Raw genomic sequence first — 16,701 nt, 5'->3', positions numbered from 1 at the left:
GTTCAGGCCGCTGCGCCTCCACCAGCAAGGCCGCGACGCTTAGCGTACGTTTTCGACCATCCTCTCACCGGGCCCCTTTTAGGGGGGCAAAGCGGCAATACGGCATGCGGGAACAGCGGCCCCAAATTTCCGCAGAAATCCGCCGTTAGCAGAGGCTCTCAAGCGGAGCCTTAGTGCTGTGGATAACACGAGGCATCACCGGAAGTGCAGCCCCAAATTTCCGGAAGCGCGGCCCCAAATTCTGGAAGTGCGGCCCCAATTTACCGGAATGCCGGCCCCAAATTTAGGTTGTAAACCCCTACAACATAACAGGAATTTTCATAAAGACTTTTTATATAGACATCTTAAAGAGACCTAAAGAGACACAGACCTGGGGAAAAGCAGCGCAGAATCCAGAGCCTGAAAAAGCCCGTGGACAGCCTGTGCATCTCCGGATCTGTTCATGCAGGCACAAACCCCGCCCCTTTTCGCTCCGCGAAAACCCGCTCCCCCACCCAATAAGGAAGCCGCCTCCGGCGGCTCGATTCCAGATGGTGGTCGCTTGATAGCGACCAAAGACGGGCTCTCCGAGTATGCGGGTGGCAAAATCCACCTGCGCGGCCTCAGGACGGGTTCGGGGCGGCAGAACCGACAGCGGACGGCAGAGACTCGAAAAACCGCTCACAGCCCTCCTGAGAGGCTTTGTCACCGCGCTGAGCACGATGGTGTGATGAGGCAGTCGCTTCGCGACTGCGAACCTTCCGGAGGAGGGGTGCCGGTCCATCGGATGAACTCGGCCCCCGCCGTCGCCAACTGCAATCTGGGGCAGGCTTTCTCGTACCTGTGCGTACCCGCAGCCAGGCTGTCGATCGGCTCGCGCCCGACGCGAAATCGCGCTTTCTGCAGCGGTTCGGATCGAAAAACCGAGAAATCTGGGGCCGGTGTTCCCGCGAAATCCCTGACTGGCAGCCAATTTGGGGCCGGCTTTCCCGTTCAACCGACCCCAGTTGGCCGCATGCCGTTTACGGTAAACGGTATGCGGCGTGAGGTTAGGCGAGCGCAAGCAGGGCGAGGGTGCGTGGATCTTGCGCGGCCCCATAGATCCCATGGGCTGTGCGGTGGGGGAGGGGGCAGGGTCAGCACCTCGGCAGGTCCGCGCCACGGATCTCCGGCACAACCTGCCGCTCCCAATCGCGGGCCTGCACCGGGGTGCAGGCGGCCGCCAGAAGGAGGGCCGTCAGAATACGGGTGAAACGGGTCATGGGGCTATCCACGTGCGTCTGCACGGCCCGCAGGTGCGGGTCCTTGATGCCCTGGCTTCTGGGCTGCGCCGGCGACGCCAGCCGACAGGCGCTTTCCCATTTAACCGCATGCGGTAAACCGTAAACGGTATGCCGTCCTGGTTCCGTGTCTGGCGAGGGGCCAGCCGCCCGGGCCGGCCTCAAAGCACACTGCGCTCTCCGGCCTTGACCCCGTCCCGAACGCCCGGCGGTGGGCTGCCGTCGGCTTCAACGCCCCAGAGGGCGTCGAAGCCGCCTCTATCGATCCACAAAACAGGCTAGACGGCAGGGCCGGCTGCAGTCGTCGTGGACAGACCAGGGGTTGCTTGCACAACAGCCAACCTGCGGCGCAGCGTAAGCGTCGTGATCAGGGCACTAAGGATTACTGAAACCACGATCGCAACACCAAATGCCACTATTCCGTACACTGAGGCTGTGGCGACGAATGTCTTCAGCCAAGAAATCAACGCATCGAGGGAGTTTTGACCGCCCTCAAAGCCGTGACGGATCGTTTCGTTGATCTTGTCGGGACCCTGCAGGAAATTATCAATTCCTGCAGCGGTCTTTTGCAGGAGTGTGGCAGCGGGTTGCGTGAGGTCGCTGGTGGTGTTTACCACGCCGCCCACGAAGCCCCGGTCTCCCGAAACATGAACGGGCCCCAAAGCCGATACGTCCAACGCCCGGCCCTTGCCCAGGTCAACCGACATGGTCGGGATGAAGTGCTTGATCTTGAATTTCAGGAAGGGACGAGCGGCGGCAGGAGCTGCCCATCCTGCGACACCAACAACGATAACGCTTAAACTGGTAAAGCGACTAGCTGCGCTCATGGCAGCAACTCCAGGCGCCAAGGCGGACAAAGGCGCCACGCCTGATCTGGCGCTGCGTACAGAACTGTTTTTACCTGAACGGATGCTGACTAGTGCTCTGACGCCGACAAAGCATACACAAGCCAGCGTCGATTTCGAAGCGGTTGCAGTAAATTAGCAGACAAGCACGTGGTGCGTTCGTCGGCGTCTGTGCACTAGATCCCAGTTCCCTCAGTCTATCACCGATTTGTGAAAATAAATGCGCTGCCCGCGGCTGCGGTCAAGGTGTGTCCCCATCCTTCGGCGTGAAGGCATGCCTGCCGGGCGGGTGATCCCCTTCCCCTGTGACCTGCGCCACCCCCGGTCTCGCCGACGGGCAGAAGGTCAAGACGGGGCCTGACGCTTCACGGGGAAGGGTTCTGCGGCTTCGTTCTGAACCAACGAAAGCCAATCCCATGCAACTCATCACCGCAGAGCAGCGCGCCGCGTTGCTCGCCGATGGCGCCGCGAGCACCAAGCGGGACATCGACCCCCATCCGGTGGTCAAGCTGTTCACCCCTGATGCGGGCGCCACGTGGCTGCTGACCGAGCTGGATCCGACCGAACCGGACATCGCCTTTGGGCTGTGTGATCTCGGCGTTGGCTGTCCGGAGCTCGGCTATGTGCGCCTGTCCGAGCTACAGACCGTGCGCGGCAAGCTGGGTCTGCCCGTGGAGCGGGATCTGTGGTTCGAGGCCAAGGGACCGCTGTCGGCCTACGTGGCGGCCGCCCACCGGGCCGAGCACATCGTCTGTGGTCGTGATGGTCACGACCAACCGGCACAAGTCCGAGGACGCCCAGTACTACGCCACCCGCCCTGTACGGCTGACGATCGGCACCAGCGACACTGGCCGGCTGATCCGGGCGGCCCTGTGGGGCCTGAAAGGCATCTACCGGCCCGAGTTCCGCTACAAGAAGTGCGGGGTGCTGTTCCTCGATCTGCATCCGGCCGACGGCGTGCAGGGCTCGTTGTTCCTGCGGCCGGATCGCCCGGAGCGCGTGCGCCTGATGGACTGCATTGATCAGCTTAACGCGCGCTACGGGCGCGGTTTGCCTGCAGCGGGCAGGATCGCCCGTGGAAGCTGCGGGCGGAGCACCTCTCGCAGCGTTACACCACACGATGGGGCGAGCTCGTAGCGGTCTAATTACAAGCTTACCCGCAAGCGCTTAGCCCTCTCGCGGAAAGCGGCTTGCCCACCCTCTAAGATGTCGCAGACACTCTGACGAATTGCAGGATCCTCAAGACCGCCGCCTTGATAGCTAATTATTGGTAACATACCCGGGCGATGCGGCCCGCATTGCGCAACAATGACCTGGTCAACATCGGTATTTACAACCAGGTTAGCATTGTGCGTCACGATTATGATCTGACGGCGCCGACTGGCTATCTTAAATAGATGAACTAGGTCGTCAAAAACCGATTTTGGATCAAGATTTTCTTCGGGTTGATCAACAATCAACGGCCTGTCATCCTCCGCATCAATGGCAAGGTAGAGGAGTAGTAAGACGATGCCACGCGTTCCCGGTGAAAGCTGTTCAATAGCTACACCATCATATTCAATGCTATAAGAGATGCGGATATGGCTTGTGTCATAAAGCCATGCTCCCACTCGACTGGCCCACCGCATGAACTCTTCGCGATCCGACCTATCCGGAATTGCATGAGACAAGATCGCAGTTTCGTGAGCCTCTCTAAAATGCGTGAGGGCGTCAGCGACCTCGGTTGCGGATCCATTCGTCCAAGCAGGCACTAACTGTTCCTGGGCAAGCCGTAAAAGTGTGCCTTTGCCCTTGAGATCACCGGCCTTTCTAAGATCAAGAAGTTCCTCTCCACGCGCTGCCCAACCTGCCGCATCAACGAGTCGTTTGACACGGAATGAAAGCTTGCCGAGCGTTCCTGTGGAAGTACCTAACTTTGCCGCCAGAGGGGCGTAGAGCGCCCCAAGCTCGGTCTCCTCAGCAATGATGGCATCCAAAATAAGCTGATAACGAAGCTTGCGTTCTGCATTTAGGTTGCGGATCAGTTCGTCCGCTTCTCCTGCTTCGTCCACCTGCTCACTAAGTTTTACTATAGCAGCTTCGTCTTTTGAGATTTTCTCGGAAATGATCCTGAAGCGCCGTGTATTATCAAGATCTATCCCAACAAGTTTCTGCAGCCGCGCGAGCTCTTTCTTGAGCAGCGAATGTGTTTGGTCGTTGAGATTGGCTCCGTCGGCAACCAAAGGAGCACTACTGGCTGGGGCGCTGGCATCAAACTCTGGCTCACCCTGAGCCGGACCATTTAGGCTGAGAATAAGCGCTTTAAGGGCGTCGGCCCGCTCCACAATCAGCTGATCAACATCACCTTTGAAATCCAAGCGAAATTGCTCCCACTGAGGTGCGCTGAAACCAACAGCAGGTGAGGTTTCCTTCAACCCCGCCAACTGGCTTTCGGCCTCGGTCGTCCTGAAATCCCTGACATAATCTCGGAGCGTCTCAACCTGACGAAGGGCACGCTTTTGCCGCTCAATGTTCCGAAATGCTGAGTCAACAGCCGTCGAGACCTCCTCCAGCCTTTTAGCTCGATCTTCGCCACCTTTTCCAAGAAGTGACAGGCGATCCTTCTTGTCCTTGGCAATGGACGCGGCCTTCTGCTCCAACTGCTTTTTCAATGTCGGGTAATTATGTTTCTTGTGTCGGAGGACATTGAGAGTTTCACCTGCCTCAGCTAGCGCCCGCTCATGCCGAGCCCTAGCTGTGCGCGGAGAGGCCGCCTTCTGTTCCAGTAAATCTTGGAAGTCAGTTGCTTCCATACGATCCTCGGGAACGTGCGCTTGAAAAACTACTCGCTCGATTTCCGCAAGAAGTGCGTCGGTTATACCTTCCGCCGAGCATAATTGATCGACGAACTGCTGAGAAAGGTATTGTACACGGGGATCTAAATCTGGATCGTCCAGCCCTGTGTCAGAAAGCGCCGCTGATGTGGTCTCTCCCGATTGCCAACTCAGCTGCACCTCAGCATCTCCTAGGTGAGCGGCGGCGCGCCGTATAAACGATTTTTCGTTAAGGTGTGCCGATAGGCTGTTTGCGCCAGCTGCAATGAAGTCAGCCAGAGCAGTTTTCCCTGAGCCACGCGCACCAATCACAGCAACGAGTCCGGTGTTGAGCGGTATCTTGCTCACCGGCAGCCACGATGCGTTACGGATCTCGATTTCTGAAATTGCTTGGGAGGGAAGCGCACCGGTCGGCGGAGTAGGGCCGATGAAGGCTCTTGTGCTTGGTTCAATGTAGGCTTGTCGCAAAGCTTCGAATGTCAGGTCGCCTTTGATCCAGCAGAGACGATCAAGATCAGGCTTTCCGACTTTATCTTCACGATGTGCATCTGAGCCATGGAGGCATAACTTGCATCCTCCATAGCCGTCATTTAATTCTTCCGAGGTGAGTTTGCCCTGTCCAGTCCAGAACGCTATTTGTGCTGGGCTCGATGCAAAAATTACTCGCGCAAAACGTTCGTACTCACGGCGTTGGGTGGCATAGGAGGCGTCTTTCGCCAGCCCAGAAGTGCCATCCTGTGATCCGCCAGCGACGGCAACGAGGGCGTTGTTCTGCGCCCAATCGCTCTGCCTGAACTCTTTCTTGAGTTGTTCAAAACCGACCTTGAACTGGTTTGTGCCGGCTCGCAGCGCAGCTTCGTCCTCTCTGAGCGAAGGGTCGTGACGTTTGCCCAAGCGAATTAGATCATCTTCTTCACAGCGAAAAACATCGTCGAAGGCTTGAAAGCTTAGTCTTGAGAGAAAGCGACGTGCCTCGTCAAGATGATCCGGTTGCTCTGGTGATATCAGAAGGTGAACGTTGACGTGTGAGCTCTTGGCTGTTTGCAAGCCAAAGCGCATTTCCACGTTTGGAAAAATTAGATCAACGTCAGGAAGCCGGCCCTCTGCTTTGTACGCAACGACACGTTCATACGAGCGGAGACTTAGATAATCAGTTACGCCTAACACACGGATACGCGGTTCAGAATTCTCGACGAGTTGTAGAAAATCCTCCCATCCGGTCGCCGCCTTGTACTGATCAGATAAGACCGTGCCAGGACAATGTATGTGGGGGTCCCAGCGGTGCCATAGTGAGCCTCTAACGGATCGTAATGTAGACATTTTTCATTGAATACTTGATTTAGTATTTGGTGTCTATGCTGCTGTTGCGGCAGCAGCGTACGTCATGCTTCGGCAGCGAGCATATGCGCTGGGACGGACGGCGCTATCGCTTTTAGGGGACACCACCGAGGATTGTGGGTTTGCATTGCGCCTTGGCCATCCCGCACGGCCAAGTTGGGTTCGTGGGAGGATATCGGGAGGCGTAAGGGTACCGTATCGTCTCCGGAAGCAGAGGGTGAGTTCCGATCGGGCTCAACGTCGTCAACAGACGCTTCATCAGCACATTCAAATCCGGGCTGCCTCATGTCCGGATTGCTCAAGCGTTCCGCTCTATGGCAGGGCGATGCATCGCCCCGACCTCCCTTTCCGCGCCGGCCTCATCCTCGTCATGGGGCTCGCCACCTTCCTGCTCGGCTACCCGGCCGCTTTCTTGGCCAGTCACGGCCTCGACACGCGCGCCTGGCCCGCCTCGCTCGGCACTCCGTTTGCCTGGTTCACACCGGAGGGTAGCGGAGCGGGCGCGTGGCTCGCTCTCGTCGTCCGGATGGGCCAGACCTACCTCAAGATGGTGCTAGGTCGCTCAGAGACGCTTCCCGGTGGCGGGCGTGAGGCCTTCGGCATCGTCTGGGGAACAGCCATCGCACTCGGCATGCTGATCCTGATGGGCGGCCGCCTCGTGCCGCTGCGGCATCGCTTGCGCCGCTTCGGCGATGCCGACTTCGCCTCACCACGCGCGCTCGCCCGCATGCGCAAGGGGATCGAGCTCGGCCTCGACCCTAAGACAAACCGGGCTGTACGCGTCCAGGTCGAAGGCAACCTGCTCACCATCGCGCCGCCGCGTTCCGGCAAGACCAGCGGTTTGATCCTGCCCAACCTCGCCTTCCCGGAACCCGGCGCCTGGGCCGGTCCTGCCGTGGTGATCGACCCCAAAGGTGATGTCGTGCGCGCCGTGCGGCGGCGACGCGAGAGCATGGGCCAGAGGGTGTGCGTGCTCGATCCGCTCAACCTCGCCGGCGGCACGGACCGCTGGGATCCGCTGCTGGGCCTCGACCCTGAGGATGTGCTTGAGCTGCAGAGCATGGCTCGCGCCCTCCTACCCGAGGCCGGCCAGACCAGCGAGGCCGGGGCCTTCTTCCGCGACCGCGCCGGTGTCCTCATCGTGGCGGCCCTGCAATGTGTGATCCGAGCCGGCCAGGGCGCGCCCGAGGCCGCCGCCCTGGTGCGCGATCCCACAGCGCTGCGCGCCGCGCTGGAGGGCTACGACGACGCCGTCGCCCAGGACGCGCGCGGCATCCTCGACTCCGACGACGAGAAGAGCCGCGCCAGCATCCTCACGACCGCCGCACAGGGCTTCAGCTGGATGCTGGACACGCGCATGCAGCAGGTGGTGACCGGCCACAGCTTCAGCCTCGACGCGCTCTGCACGGGCGACACCGACCTGTACATCGTGCTGCCGGCCGACGACCGTCGCAAGGAGCTCAGCGCCTACGTGCGCTGGCTACTCGCCGCCCTGTTCAGCACCGTGCGGCGCACGCCCGTGGCGGAGCGCCTGCTCGTCATCATCGACGAGGCCTACGTGCTCGGGCGCTTCGATGCGATCCTGCGCGGAGCTGGCGAGCTGCCGGGCTACGGCGTGTCGTTGTGGACCTTCTGGCAATCGGAGGCGCAGATCACCGACACCTACGGCGAGGCGGGCGCTGCCATCCTGCGCGACACGGCCGAAGCCCTGATGCTGTTCAACCTCTCGGGGGCGCAGGGCGCGGAACGTGAGCGCTGGTCCAGTGCGCTCGGGACTTTCACGGGCGTGCAGGAGACGGTCTCGCGCGATCCCACCACCGGTCGGGAAACGAAGAGCGTGGCGCCCGGACCCGAGGCCCTGGTGCCGGCCTCGGAGCTCGCCCGCCTGACCCAGCGCCACACCCTGGTGTTCCTCAACAGCGCCGCCTACACCACCGACCCGCTCAAGCTGCGCAAGACGCTCGCCCACCGCGACGCACGCTTTGCCGGCCTGCTCAACCCGGTCGCGCCGGTGCGAGCCACCGCCTGAGGGCCGCACCCGCGCTCATCGGGCCGCGTCAACACCGGCCTGGGGCGCTGCCCCCTTATCGGGAGAGATCGAGCCCGCTGCGCCAGACCGTGCCGTGGCCGTAGCCCTGGCCCGAGTACCAGACCCGGGTCTGGGCCACCTGCGCGTCCAGCCGCTCGACCGGGACCCAGGTCCGGGCTGGAAACGTGTAGCTCTGGATGCGGCCGTCCGGTCCGACCAGGTTGCTGGCCAGCGCCTGCGTCGAGATCGCCAGATGAGGGGTGGCGGACCACGCTGTGTACAGCCACACGCCCGTGATCCCGGCTAAGCCGAGCACGGCCGGGTGCAGGAACTGACGCAGCGCGGCCGCCCCGAGGCGGCGAACCAGCGCCTGCACTCGGCCTCCCGGTCGCCAGCGGCGGCGCGGCCGCGTGAGATCAGCTTGTAGCGAGCGGCGTAGGCTGACCCGGTCCGGGCCGACCAGCGCCGGATCGTCGAGGTGGGCCAGGCGCTCGCGCGGCGGCAGCCGCAGGAGCTCGGCCAACCGGGCGCGGCTGGCCTGCTGCACCCGCTCTGTGGCCGCCCGCTCGGCCTCCTGCGCCGCGCGCAGGCGCGCCTCGACCGTGGAGGGTGGGGTGCGGGCGGGAGGCCGTGCCATGAGCCTTCAGCCCTCCAGCCAGCGTGCGGCCGGACCTGCCGCCTGCATGGCCTTGGCCCGGAAGCGGGTGAGATCCTCGACGATGCGGCCGGCCTCGGCGAAGCCGAACCGATCGGTGAGGCTGTCCTCGGCGGCGGTGAGGTCCTCGCCGATGAAGCGCAGGCCCCCCTTCTGCAGGAGGTCGTTGGCGCGCTCATCGAGGCTGAGCTTCTCCAGCCAGCTCAGGCTGACGTCCTTGAAGGCCTTGAGCACCTTCGGGTCGACCGGCCCCTCGATCTGGTTCTCGACGGCAAAGCGCGCCGTTGTGAACGGCTTGGCGAGGTCGAGCAGGACGGGGGCGTTGGCGAGCGCGCCGGGCTCGCTGGTGAGCACGACGAGCAGGCCGAATTCCACGGCGCGACGGGCGTAGCGCGCCTGCGCCTCGCCGATCAGCGGCAGGAGCGAGCCGGCCGTGTTGGCGCCGACATCGACGATGACGGGCCCTTGCGCGGCCGCGATGGCGTTGAGCGGCCCGTCGAACTCGGCGCGCGCGGCGGCACCACCGGTGCGGTTGATCTCGCCACGCTCGGCCCGGACGGGGAAGAAGCTGACCCGGTCCTCTAGTTCGACTAGGCGGCGGTTGGCCTCGATCTCGATGAGGTGGGCGGACGGCAGGCACTCGGCGAGCGCGCGCACCAGCACAGTCTTGCCGGAGCCGCCCTTGTCCTGGGCGACGAGGAGGATGCGGGGCATGGGAGAACCTTCTTCAGGACTTCTTCAGGAGCTGATGCAGATCGTGCAGGCCGGCGCGCCGGATCTCCTCCTCCGTAGCGCGCGGGTTCGACCCGACTGGGGAGGGAAGAGCAGGTGCGGCCGTGGCGGGGAGCGGTGGTTCGGGCGATCGGACAGCTTCGGAGGAGGCGGTTAGATCGGGCCGGGTTCGGCGCCGGGCTTCGCGATCGGCCTTGCGGCGCTCTTGAGCCTCGACCTGAGTGACGATGGCGGTCAAGCGGCTCGCGGTCAGGGGCTGGCCCTCGCCCTGGGTCACGCCCTGAGCGCTCAGGGCTTCGGCGATGGCAGCCCAGGTCACCCCGGCCGCGCGCAGCTGCCGGATGACGGGCAGGCCGGCGCGCACGGCGCGGGTGACGCCGGTGGTCTCCCGGCCGATGGTGCTATCAGGCCGCTGGGCCTGGGCGCGCTTCGCATCGCGGGCGAGGCGCTTGGGATCGAGGGGCATGCCCTTGCGCTATGGGCGGGCGGGTTAACGGCGCCTTGGCTGCCAGGCATTGCCAGGGGTGCTAGGCTATGCCGTTAGCTTTGCCGTTAAGGAACCATAGCTGGGGTAGGGTCACACCACACGCACTGAAGCTGCCGATCGCTAACCATAGGCAGCGTGGAGGGCGGAAACAGCCCGGCTTGGCCCTTGTGGCGCCGCGTGCTCGGCTGCCACGGTCCCGCTCCCGTCGCCACGACCTCCGGCCCCTATGTCTGCCGCTCAGAGCCTGACGCTACCTCTCACACCCGAACTCGCCGCGCGCCTTGCCGCCGCCACCGAGCGCACCGGCCTGCCGGCGGAGGACCTCGCGCTGCGGGCGCTCGCCGACCATCTCGACGACATCACCGCCTACGGCCGGCTCGGCGCGGAGATGGCCTTCATCAAGGATCGGCTGGCCGAGCTCGCCGGGATCGTCGGCGACGCGCTGGCCGAGCCGACACCGGCGGCGATGGGTGAGATCTGCCGCTACCGGGCAAAGGCCTCCTCCCCGTGACCGCCACGCTGCACGCGCTCGGCTGTGGAGCGTCGGCGGGTGCGTACTACACCAACGATCCCTACCGCGAGACGCACAACCGGGACGAGTACTACGCTCAGGACGGCGGCGGCCGCTGGTGGACGCAAGGCGCAGCGGTCGTGCGTCACGGCGCCCCGATCGTGCTGGAGAGTTTTCGCGACCTCTGTGCCGGTGCGAACCCGGCGACCGGCCAGCCGCTGGTGCGCGGGTCCGGGGCGGGGCACCGGGCGGGCTGGGACCTGACCCTGACCGCACCCAAGACCGTCTCGCTGCTCTGGGCCGCGGGGGATGCCGAGGCACGGGCGCAACTGGAGGCCATCCACGCCGCGGCCGTCGAGGAGGCGCTCGGCTTCCTGTGCGCGGAGGAGCTGGTCGAGGTCCGGCTCGGGGCCGGGGGCCACCGGCGCGAGGCGCCGGCCGGCCTGATGGTCGGGCGCTTCGATCACTACACCTCGCGGGCCGGTGACCCGAACTGCCACACGCACTGCGTGGTGATCAACGCCGCCGTATCTAAGGATAAAAAGCCTAGAACCCTGGAACCGGAGCGGCTCTACCAGTGGCAGCTCGTGGTCGGCAGCGCCTACCGGGCCGCGCTGGCCGAGCGCCTGGTGGGCGAGCTCGGCCTGTCCTTGCGTCCAGCGGGCCAGGGGCAGTTCGAGATCGCCGGCATTCCGGATGCGGTGATCGAGGCCTTCTCCAAACGCTCGACCGCGATCGAGGCGCGGGTCGGTGGCGATCGGGCTGCCGCCTCTGGAGCGCAGAAGGAGGTGGCGGCGCTCGCCACCCGCGGCGCCAAGGCCGATCTACCGACCGGGCCGGCCCTGGAGGCGCGCTGGCGCGCCGAGTTCACCGCGCTCGCGCACGATCCGTGGGCCGCGGTGCACGCGGTGGCGCGGGAGCCGGCCCGGGATCATGGAATTGAGCGTGCGCCGGAGCCCGCCTTCGATCCGCCCGAGATCGCCGGCGCGCCGCCGGTGGCGCGCGCAGCCTCCGCCCTGTTCCAGCACGAGAATGTGCTCACGCGCCGGAGCCTGATCGAGCGGGCGCTCGACGAGGCGGCGCTGCAGGGACTCGGGCTCGCGGCAGTGCGGGCCGAGTTGGCGGAGCTGGAGCAGTCCGGTCGGCTCGTGCGACTGGTGCAGGCTGCGCGGGAGGCCTGCTGGACGACACCGGGGATCGCCACCGCCGAGGCCGCGCTGCTGCGCGCCGCCGACCGGTCCGCGGCCGAGCGCGTCATCCCGGTACCGGTCGTGGACGCGGTTCTGTCCACCGCCATCCAGCTCGCCGAGGAGCAGAAGGCGGCCCTGCGGCATGTGAGCGGTGCGGCCGCCGTCAGCGTGCTGGAGGCGGGAGCCGGCACGGGCAAGACCACGACGGCCAAAGTGCTGGTCGAGATCGCGCGGCGCTCCGGGCTTCGGGTGATCGGCCTGGCGCCGAGCTGGGTCGCCGCCGACGAGCTCGGCGCCTCGACCGGCATCCCGGCGCAGGCGATCGCCAAGTGGCGCCACGACCAGGCGCGCGAGGCAGGGGCAAGCCTCGGCCCCGACACCCTGGTACTCGTCGACGAGGCCGGGATGGTCGGCACCAAGGATCTCGCCGCAATCCTGTCGGCGGCGGAGGCGGGCGGGGCCCGCGTGGTCTTGATGGGCGACCGGCGCCAGCTCGCCTCGGTGGCGGGGGCGAGCGCGCTGCGCGCGGTAAATGACGTGCTCGGCCGCCACGCCACCTTGTCCGAGGTACGGCGCCAGGCTGTGCCCTGGCAGCGGGCGGCCTCGGTGCTGATGGCGCGCGGAGAGGTCGAGGCGGGGTTGCGTGCCTATGCCCGGCACGGCTGCATCGAGCTCGTCGCCGGTGCCGCGGCCGTGCAGACGCGGGCGCTGGCCCTCTGGTCCGAGGCGCGGGCGCGGCACGGCGCGGACGCAGTGCTGATGGTGACGCGGCGCAACCGCGACGCGGCCGAGCTGAACCGCGGCGCCCGTGCCTTGCTGCGGGCCGAGGGCGCGCTGAGGGGACCGGACGTTGAGGTCATGGCGCGTGACCGCGAGAACCGACCTCGGACGCTGAACTTGGCGGTCGGAGATAGCGTCCGCTTCGGCGAGAGCCTGAGTCAGCACGGCATCCGCAACGGCACGCGGGCGACCGTCGAGGCGATCGGGGCGGCCCTGGGCGGGGAGCTGCGCCTGCGGGTGCGGCTGGAAGATGGCCGGCAGGTCGAGGATGCCTATGCCGCGTTCGTGCCGGTGCGGGCGCGCCGAACGGCGCAGGCGCAATCGTGGCCGCGGATCAGCCTCGGCTATGCTGGGACCGCCTACGCGGTGCAGGGCCGAACCTGTGAAGCGACGATCTACTGCGGGTTCACGGCCAGCGATGCCCGCGAGCTCTACGTGGGGCTGACGCGCCACCGGCAGGAGGCGCACCTGGTGGTCGAGCGCGAGCGCCTGGAGGCGGCGGTGCGGGTGCGGCAGACGGATCCGCGCCTCACGCCGAGCACCGCCGAGCTGCACGAGCGGCTGTTCGTCGAAGCGCGCCGCTACACCGAGAAGGTGAACGTAGCCGACCATGTCGAGGACCGGGCCGCGTTCGTGCGTAGCGGTGCGATCCCGCCGCCCCGTGCCGAGATGCGTCTCGACCTGCAGAGCGGCTTTGCGGCGGCGCGGGCCCTGCGCCGGGTGTTGCAGGAGATGGGTGCCGCGCCACGGCACGCACTCCGACATCTGGCGCAGAGTGTTCGCCACGTGGAGCGGCAGGTCGCATCCCGTGTTCTCCGGCTGGTCGAAGACATCCGAGGGCCTCTGCCGAACGCCGCCATGCGTGAGCGACCGGGCCGGTCCCGTTCAGGACCGGATTACGGACGTTGAGGGTCTGTGCTGAGGACGGCAAGGAGCCGGCTTCGAGCCTTCTGCGCGCTGTACGATGTCCTGTCTCTCGCACTATGGCGGGCTCCGCCTCGCTGGCGGAGCCCACAGCAAATTAGAACGGGTCTGTTATGAACGGCCGCGACCAGACATTGCACGGCTGGCTCACGGAGCAGTGGTGCTTGGTCAGGGCCGGAAGGGCACCCGGTGTGTCCAGCAATTCATTCTGCGCCATGAGCCCGCAGACCAGCAGGATGGTCACGACGAAGAACAGCGGGAAGCGGATGAGCCGGGTGAAGACGCGATAGGGCGCGAAGCTCTGGGCGGCCGCGTCGGCGGCATCGCAGAGAGGGAGCAGGAACCGGAACCGGTTCGGCAACAGGGCATACAGGGCCAGAGCGGTGATGATCGCCAGGATGATGCCGCGCACCTGGAGCTGCTCGCCGATGCCGAGCGCGGTGATGTTCTGACGAAGCAGGTCGAGCCGGCGCGTCAGAGGGGTGTCCTCGGGATTGAAGCCCTCGACACTAGCGGCGATGAGCTCGGAGGCGGGCACCAGCTTGACCCCGATAGGATCGGCGCGGGTGACCGGCGGGACGAGCTGGAAGAGCAGGAAGAAGGCGAGGCCGAGGGTGGCCAGAACAGCCAGGATCTTGCTGACGATGAGATTGGGCATGCGTGTGTTCCCCGTGTTGGTGGAACACAAGGAGCACATGTTCGCGTAGCTACGTCAAAGACTAGCTTGCGACAGAGTTAATTTAACTCTGATAGGATGACATGGGAATGATCAGGTGGCAAGGGCATGGTCGGGATGTGGTTAACAAAAGGTTAAGTACACAGTTTCTATTACATGATCCGACTACTGGTTCACTGTGTCTGCGGTCGAGCTGCTCTCGGCAGTGGCCACTTCCAGGGTCTGTGGGGCACTAACAGAACAGCACGCCGACTGAACCCGTTGCCGAGCTGGTGTGCCGCCATTCGCATAAGGGCAGCCTATGGAACATTACTATCCTTGAATAATCTGGATTTAAGAGCTCCGGATGAGCGTGAAAACACGGCTGTCCTGTGGACGTGATTCGGACCATGCCAGAGCTGCGGATGTTTTTCATACACTTCTGGGCCAACGACGACGCGGGCAAGCTCGCCAGGTATCTCTTTGAGGCTCTCGGCCAAGTGAAGATCGGCAAAGGCAACGCTGTAATAGCGGCCACCCTCCTGCTCAATAGGACTGGCGCGCATCGCCTTGAGACGAGCGTCGAGCCCTGAGCCCAACAGGCTATCTGCCAAAGACTTGCGAAAGCACGGCGATGATTTTAGCTGTCGATCGCAGGACTCACGACCATCACTTGCTGCCCCAAGCATGTAACTGCGTCATGAGCGGGAACGGAGTGCGCGGTGGCTCGAACTGCATGGGGACGCCGAGCACTGGCGCGATCCGCTCCACCATCCGCCCGGTTGTCTCGCCTGCGTTATAAGCCGCGGTCGCATACCCGTGTGTCTCCGGTGCGGGCTGCGGCTCGTCGTAGATTGTGACGAACAGGTAGCGCGGACGGTCCATAGGCAGCGCGGCCATAAAGGTCGTGAACAGCCGGGTGTGATCGTAGCGACCGTGGACGACCTTCTCGGCCGTCCCGGTCTTGCCGCCGACGAAGTAGCCGGGGATCTCGGCCTTCTTGGCCGAGCCAACCGCCGCGTTCAGGCGCATGATGTAGCGGATCGCCTCGCTCGTCTCAGGCTTGATGACGCGCATCCCGTCCTTCTGTGCCTCATCTGCACTGCGCTTGAGGAAGGTAGGCCGCAAGAGGATTCCCCCGTTGATGAGAGCCCCCACCGCGGCCACCGCCTGCAATGGAGTGACGGCGATGCCGTGGCCGTAAGAGATCGTGACTGTGTTGAGTTCGCTCCAGTGGGACGGGACAATCGGCATCGCGCTCTCGGGCAATTCGGTTCGCATGCGATCAAGCTGACCGAGCTTCTTCAGGAATGCCTTGTGTGCGTCGACGCCGACCGCGAGGGCCATACGCCCGGTGCCGATGTTGGAGGAATGGATGAAGACCTCTGGCAACGTGAGTACACGGTGCGTGCCGTGGAAGTCGTGGATCGTGAAGCGGCCGAAATGCAGGTTCTCGCGCGCGTCGAAGGTCGAGTTGATCGTCACCTTGCCCGAGTCGAGCGCCATGGCATTGGTCAATACCTTGAAGGTCGAGCCCATCTCGTAGACGCCGACCGCCATGCGGTTGATGCGGTCTGGTTCGAGCGCATCAACCGGATCGTTCGGGTCAAAGTCCGGCAGCGACACGAGTCCGACGACTTCGCCCGTGTTCACGTCGATGAGCATAGAGGCGGCCGACTTGGCGCGGAAGTGAGCCATGCCCTGCACGAGTTCGTCGCGTATCGCGTGCTGCACACGCAGGTCGATGGACAGTTGAACCGGCTTCAGATCACCGGGCTCGCGCGCTATCCCGAAGGTGTTAAGATCCAGGACACCCTGCGTATCAATGTACTTCTCCATGCCGGCGATGCCGACGCCGTCGAGGTTGGTCGCGCCCAGGATGTGGGCGGCGGCGACGCCGTTCGGGTAGACCCGCTTGTGGTCGGGCAGGAAGCCGATGCCCGGGATGCCCAGTCGGTGGACCTCGGCCTGCTGCTTGGGCGTCAGCTCGCGCTTGACCCACACAAAGCCCGCGCCGCTGCGCCCCTTGCGCGAGGACAGCTTGGCGCGCAGCTCGGAGGCGTTGAGCTCCGGCAGCACGGCGGTGAGCAGCTCGACCGCCTCGTCCTTGTCGTAGATGTTTCCGGGCTCGGCGAAGACCGAGACGGTGCGGATGTCGGTGGCCAGGATCTCGCCGTTCCGGTCGATGATGTCGGGCCGCGCCACGGTCTTTTGGAGGAGACCCGCACGCGGTGAGTTCGCCGCCCCGTGCGGAGCATTGCCGAGCGCAATGAGGCGTGTGGCAATCACGAGGAATAGGCATGCAAACGCGATGTTGAGTGTGGCGACTCTGCTGGCGCTCTTGTCGCTCCGAAGCTGGAATATGGGTTGTAGGAGACCGGCGAGCCGGTCACGTGCTCTAATCACCGCGGTCCGTTCCCTGGCTTGGTCCACGTTACGTATGTCAGGATCGCCGGTCCGAGTCGTAGCCCTGTGCATAGGCT

13 protein-coding genes and 2 pseudogenes are annotated in these 16,701 nt (G+C 64.5%); 7 read left to right on the top strand and 8 right to left on the bottom strand.

Features of this window, described 5'->3' with window-relative positions; genetic code table 11:
* Positions 1–1,115 precede the first annotated feature (1,115 nt).
* Both LGR69_RS31970 and LGR69_RS31035 read right to left on the bottom strand, forming a co-directional pair.
* Positions 1,116–1,241 (bottom strand): hypothetical protein, encoded by a 126-nt coding sequence (locus LGR69_RS31970; RefSeq protein ID WP_268868904.1) that lies wholly within the window; start codon positions 1,239–1,241, stop codon positions 1,116–1,118.
* 296 nt (positions 1,242–1,537) lie between these two features.
* Positions 1,538–2,086, bottom strand: a complete 549-nt coding sequence (locus LGR69_RS31035) for a hypothetical protein (RefSeq protein WP_230368506.1) — start codon at positions 2,084–2,086, stop codon at positions 1,538–1,540.
* Positions 2,087–2,520: 434 nt separating this feature from the next.
* Here LGR69_RS31035 and LGR69_RS31030 point away from each other — a divergent pair.
* The 3 genes and pseudogenes from LGR69_RS31030 to LGR69_RS32300 all read left to right on the top strand — a co-directional run.
* Positions 2,521–2,856 (top strand): annotated as a pseudogene (locus LGR69_RS31030) (DUF2958 domain-containing protein); the annotation flags it as partial.
* A 10-nt stretch (positions 2,857–2,866) separates the two neighbouring features.
* Positions 2,867–3,016: pseudogene (locus LGR69_RS32305) on the top strand (hypothetical protein); the annotation flags it as partial.
* 170 nt (positions 3,017–3,186) lie between these two features.
* Positions 3,187–3,249 (top strand): DUF4113 domain-containing protein, encoded by a 63-nt coding sequence (locus LGR69_RS32300; RefSeq protein ID WP_370881424.1) that lies wholly within the window; start codon positions 3,187–3,189, stop codon positions 3,247–3,249.
* Here the strand turns inward: LGR69_RS32300 and LGR69_RS31020 are convergent, their stop codons facing one another.
* On the bottom strand, positions 3,250–6,237 hold the full coding sequence (locus tag LGR69_RS31020; RefSeq protein ID WP_268868903.1) for a TrlF family AAA-like ATPase: 2,988 nt from the start codon (positions 6,235–6,237) through the stop codon (positions 3,250–3,252).
* A gap of 343 nt (positions 6,238–6,580) precedes the next feature.
* Here LGR69_RS31020 and LGR69_RS31015 point away from each other — a divergent pair, with 343 nt between their 5' ends.
* The gene (locus LGR69_RS31015; protein WP_230368504.1) at positions 6,581–8,284 is read left to right on the top strand and encodes a type IV secretory system conjugative DNA transfer family protein; all 1,704 of its coding nucleotides are present in this window, start codon (positions 6,581–6,583) and stop codon (positions 8,282–8,284) included.
* Positions 8,285–8,339: 55 nt separating this feature from the next.
* Here the strand turns inward: LGR69_RS31015 and LGR69_RS31010 are convergent, their stop codons facing one another.
* The 3 genes from LGR69_RS31010 to LGR69_RS31000 are packed head-to-tail and all read right to left on the bottom strand — an operon-like array spanning position 8,340 to position 10,137.
* A complete protein-coding gene (locus LGR69_RS31010) occupies positions 8,340–8,921 on the bottom strand; it encodes a hypothetical protein (RefSeq protein ID WP_230368503.1) in 582 nt (193 codons plus the stop codon).
* Positions 8,922–8,927: 6 nt separating this feature from the next.
* Positions 8,928–9,653, bottom strand: coding sequence for a P-loop NTPase family protein (locus LGR69_RS31005; RefSeq protein ID WP_230368502.1), 726 nt, complete (start codon positions 9,651–9,653; stop codon positions 8,928–8,930).
* 13 nt (positions 9,654–9,666) lie between these two features.
* Positions 9,667–10,137, bottom strand: coding sequence for a hypothetical protein (locus LGR69_RS31000; RefSeq protein WP_230368501.1), 471 nt, complete (start codon positions 10,135–10,137; stop codon positions 9,667–9,669).
* Between the two features lie 247 nt (positions 10,138–10,384).
* On the opposite strand from LGR69_RS31000, the gene LGR69_RS30995 reads away from it, so the two are divergent.
* Together LGR69_RS30995 and mobF are read left to right on the top strand one after the other, a co-directional pair.
* Positions 10,385–10,669, top strand: a complete 285-nt coding sequence (locus LGR69_RS30995) for a hypothetical protein (protein ID WP_230368500.1) — start codon at positions 10,385–10,387, stop codon at positions 10,667–10,669.
* The gene (gene mobF, locus LGR69_RS30990; RefSeq protein ID WP_230368499.1) at positions 10,666–13,548 is read left to right on the top strand and encodes a MobF family relaxase; all 2,883 of its coding nucleotides are present in this window, start codon (positions 10,666–10,668) and stop codon (positions 13,546–13,548) included. The genes LGR69_RS30995 and mobF overlap by 4 nt, the downstream gene beginning before the upstream one ends.
* A gap of 112 nt (positions 13,549–13,660) precedes the next feature.
* On the opposite strand, the gene LGR69_RS30985 is transcribed toward mobF, so the two are convergent.
* Positions 13,661–14,221 (bottom strand): hypothetical protein, encoded by a 561-nt coding sequence (locus tag LGR69_RS30985; protein ID WP_230368498.1) that lies wholly within the window; start codon positions 14,219–14,221, stop codon positions 13,661–13,663.
* Between the two features lie 407 nt (positions 14,222–14,628).
* Here LGR69_RS30985 and LGR69_RS30980 point away from each other — a divergent pair, with 407 nt between their 5' ends.
* Positions 14,629–14,811 carry a DUF1259 domain-containing protein gene (locus LGR69_RS30980; RefSeq protein WP_230368497.1) on the top strand — a complete coding sequence of 61 codons (183 nt, stop codon included), beginning with the start codon at positions 14,629–14,631 and terminating at the stop codon, positions 14,809–14,811.
* 76 nt (positions 14,812–14,887) lie between these two features.
* Here the strand turns inward: LGR69_RS30980 and LGR69_RS30975 are convergent, their stop codons facing one another.
* Positions 14,888–16,696: a peptidoglycan D,D-transpeptidase FtsI family protein gene (locus LGR69_RS30975; RefSeq protein ID WP_230368496.1), complete on the bottom strand. Its 1,809-nt coding sequence runs from the start codon at positions 16,694–16,696 to the stop codon at positions 14,888–14,890.
* Between the last annotated feature and the right edge of the window lie 5 nt (positions 16,697–16,701).

The organism is Methylobacterium brachiatum (genome assembly GCF_020523825.1).
GTDB classification, from domain to species: domain Bacteria; phylum Pseudomonadota; class Alphaproteobacteria; order Rhizobiales; family Beijerinckiaceae; genus Methylobacterium; species Methylobacterium brachiatum.
This window is presented reverse-complemented; position numbering and strand designations above follow the sequence as displayed.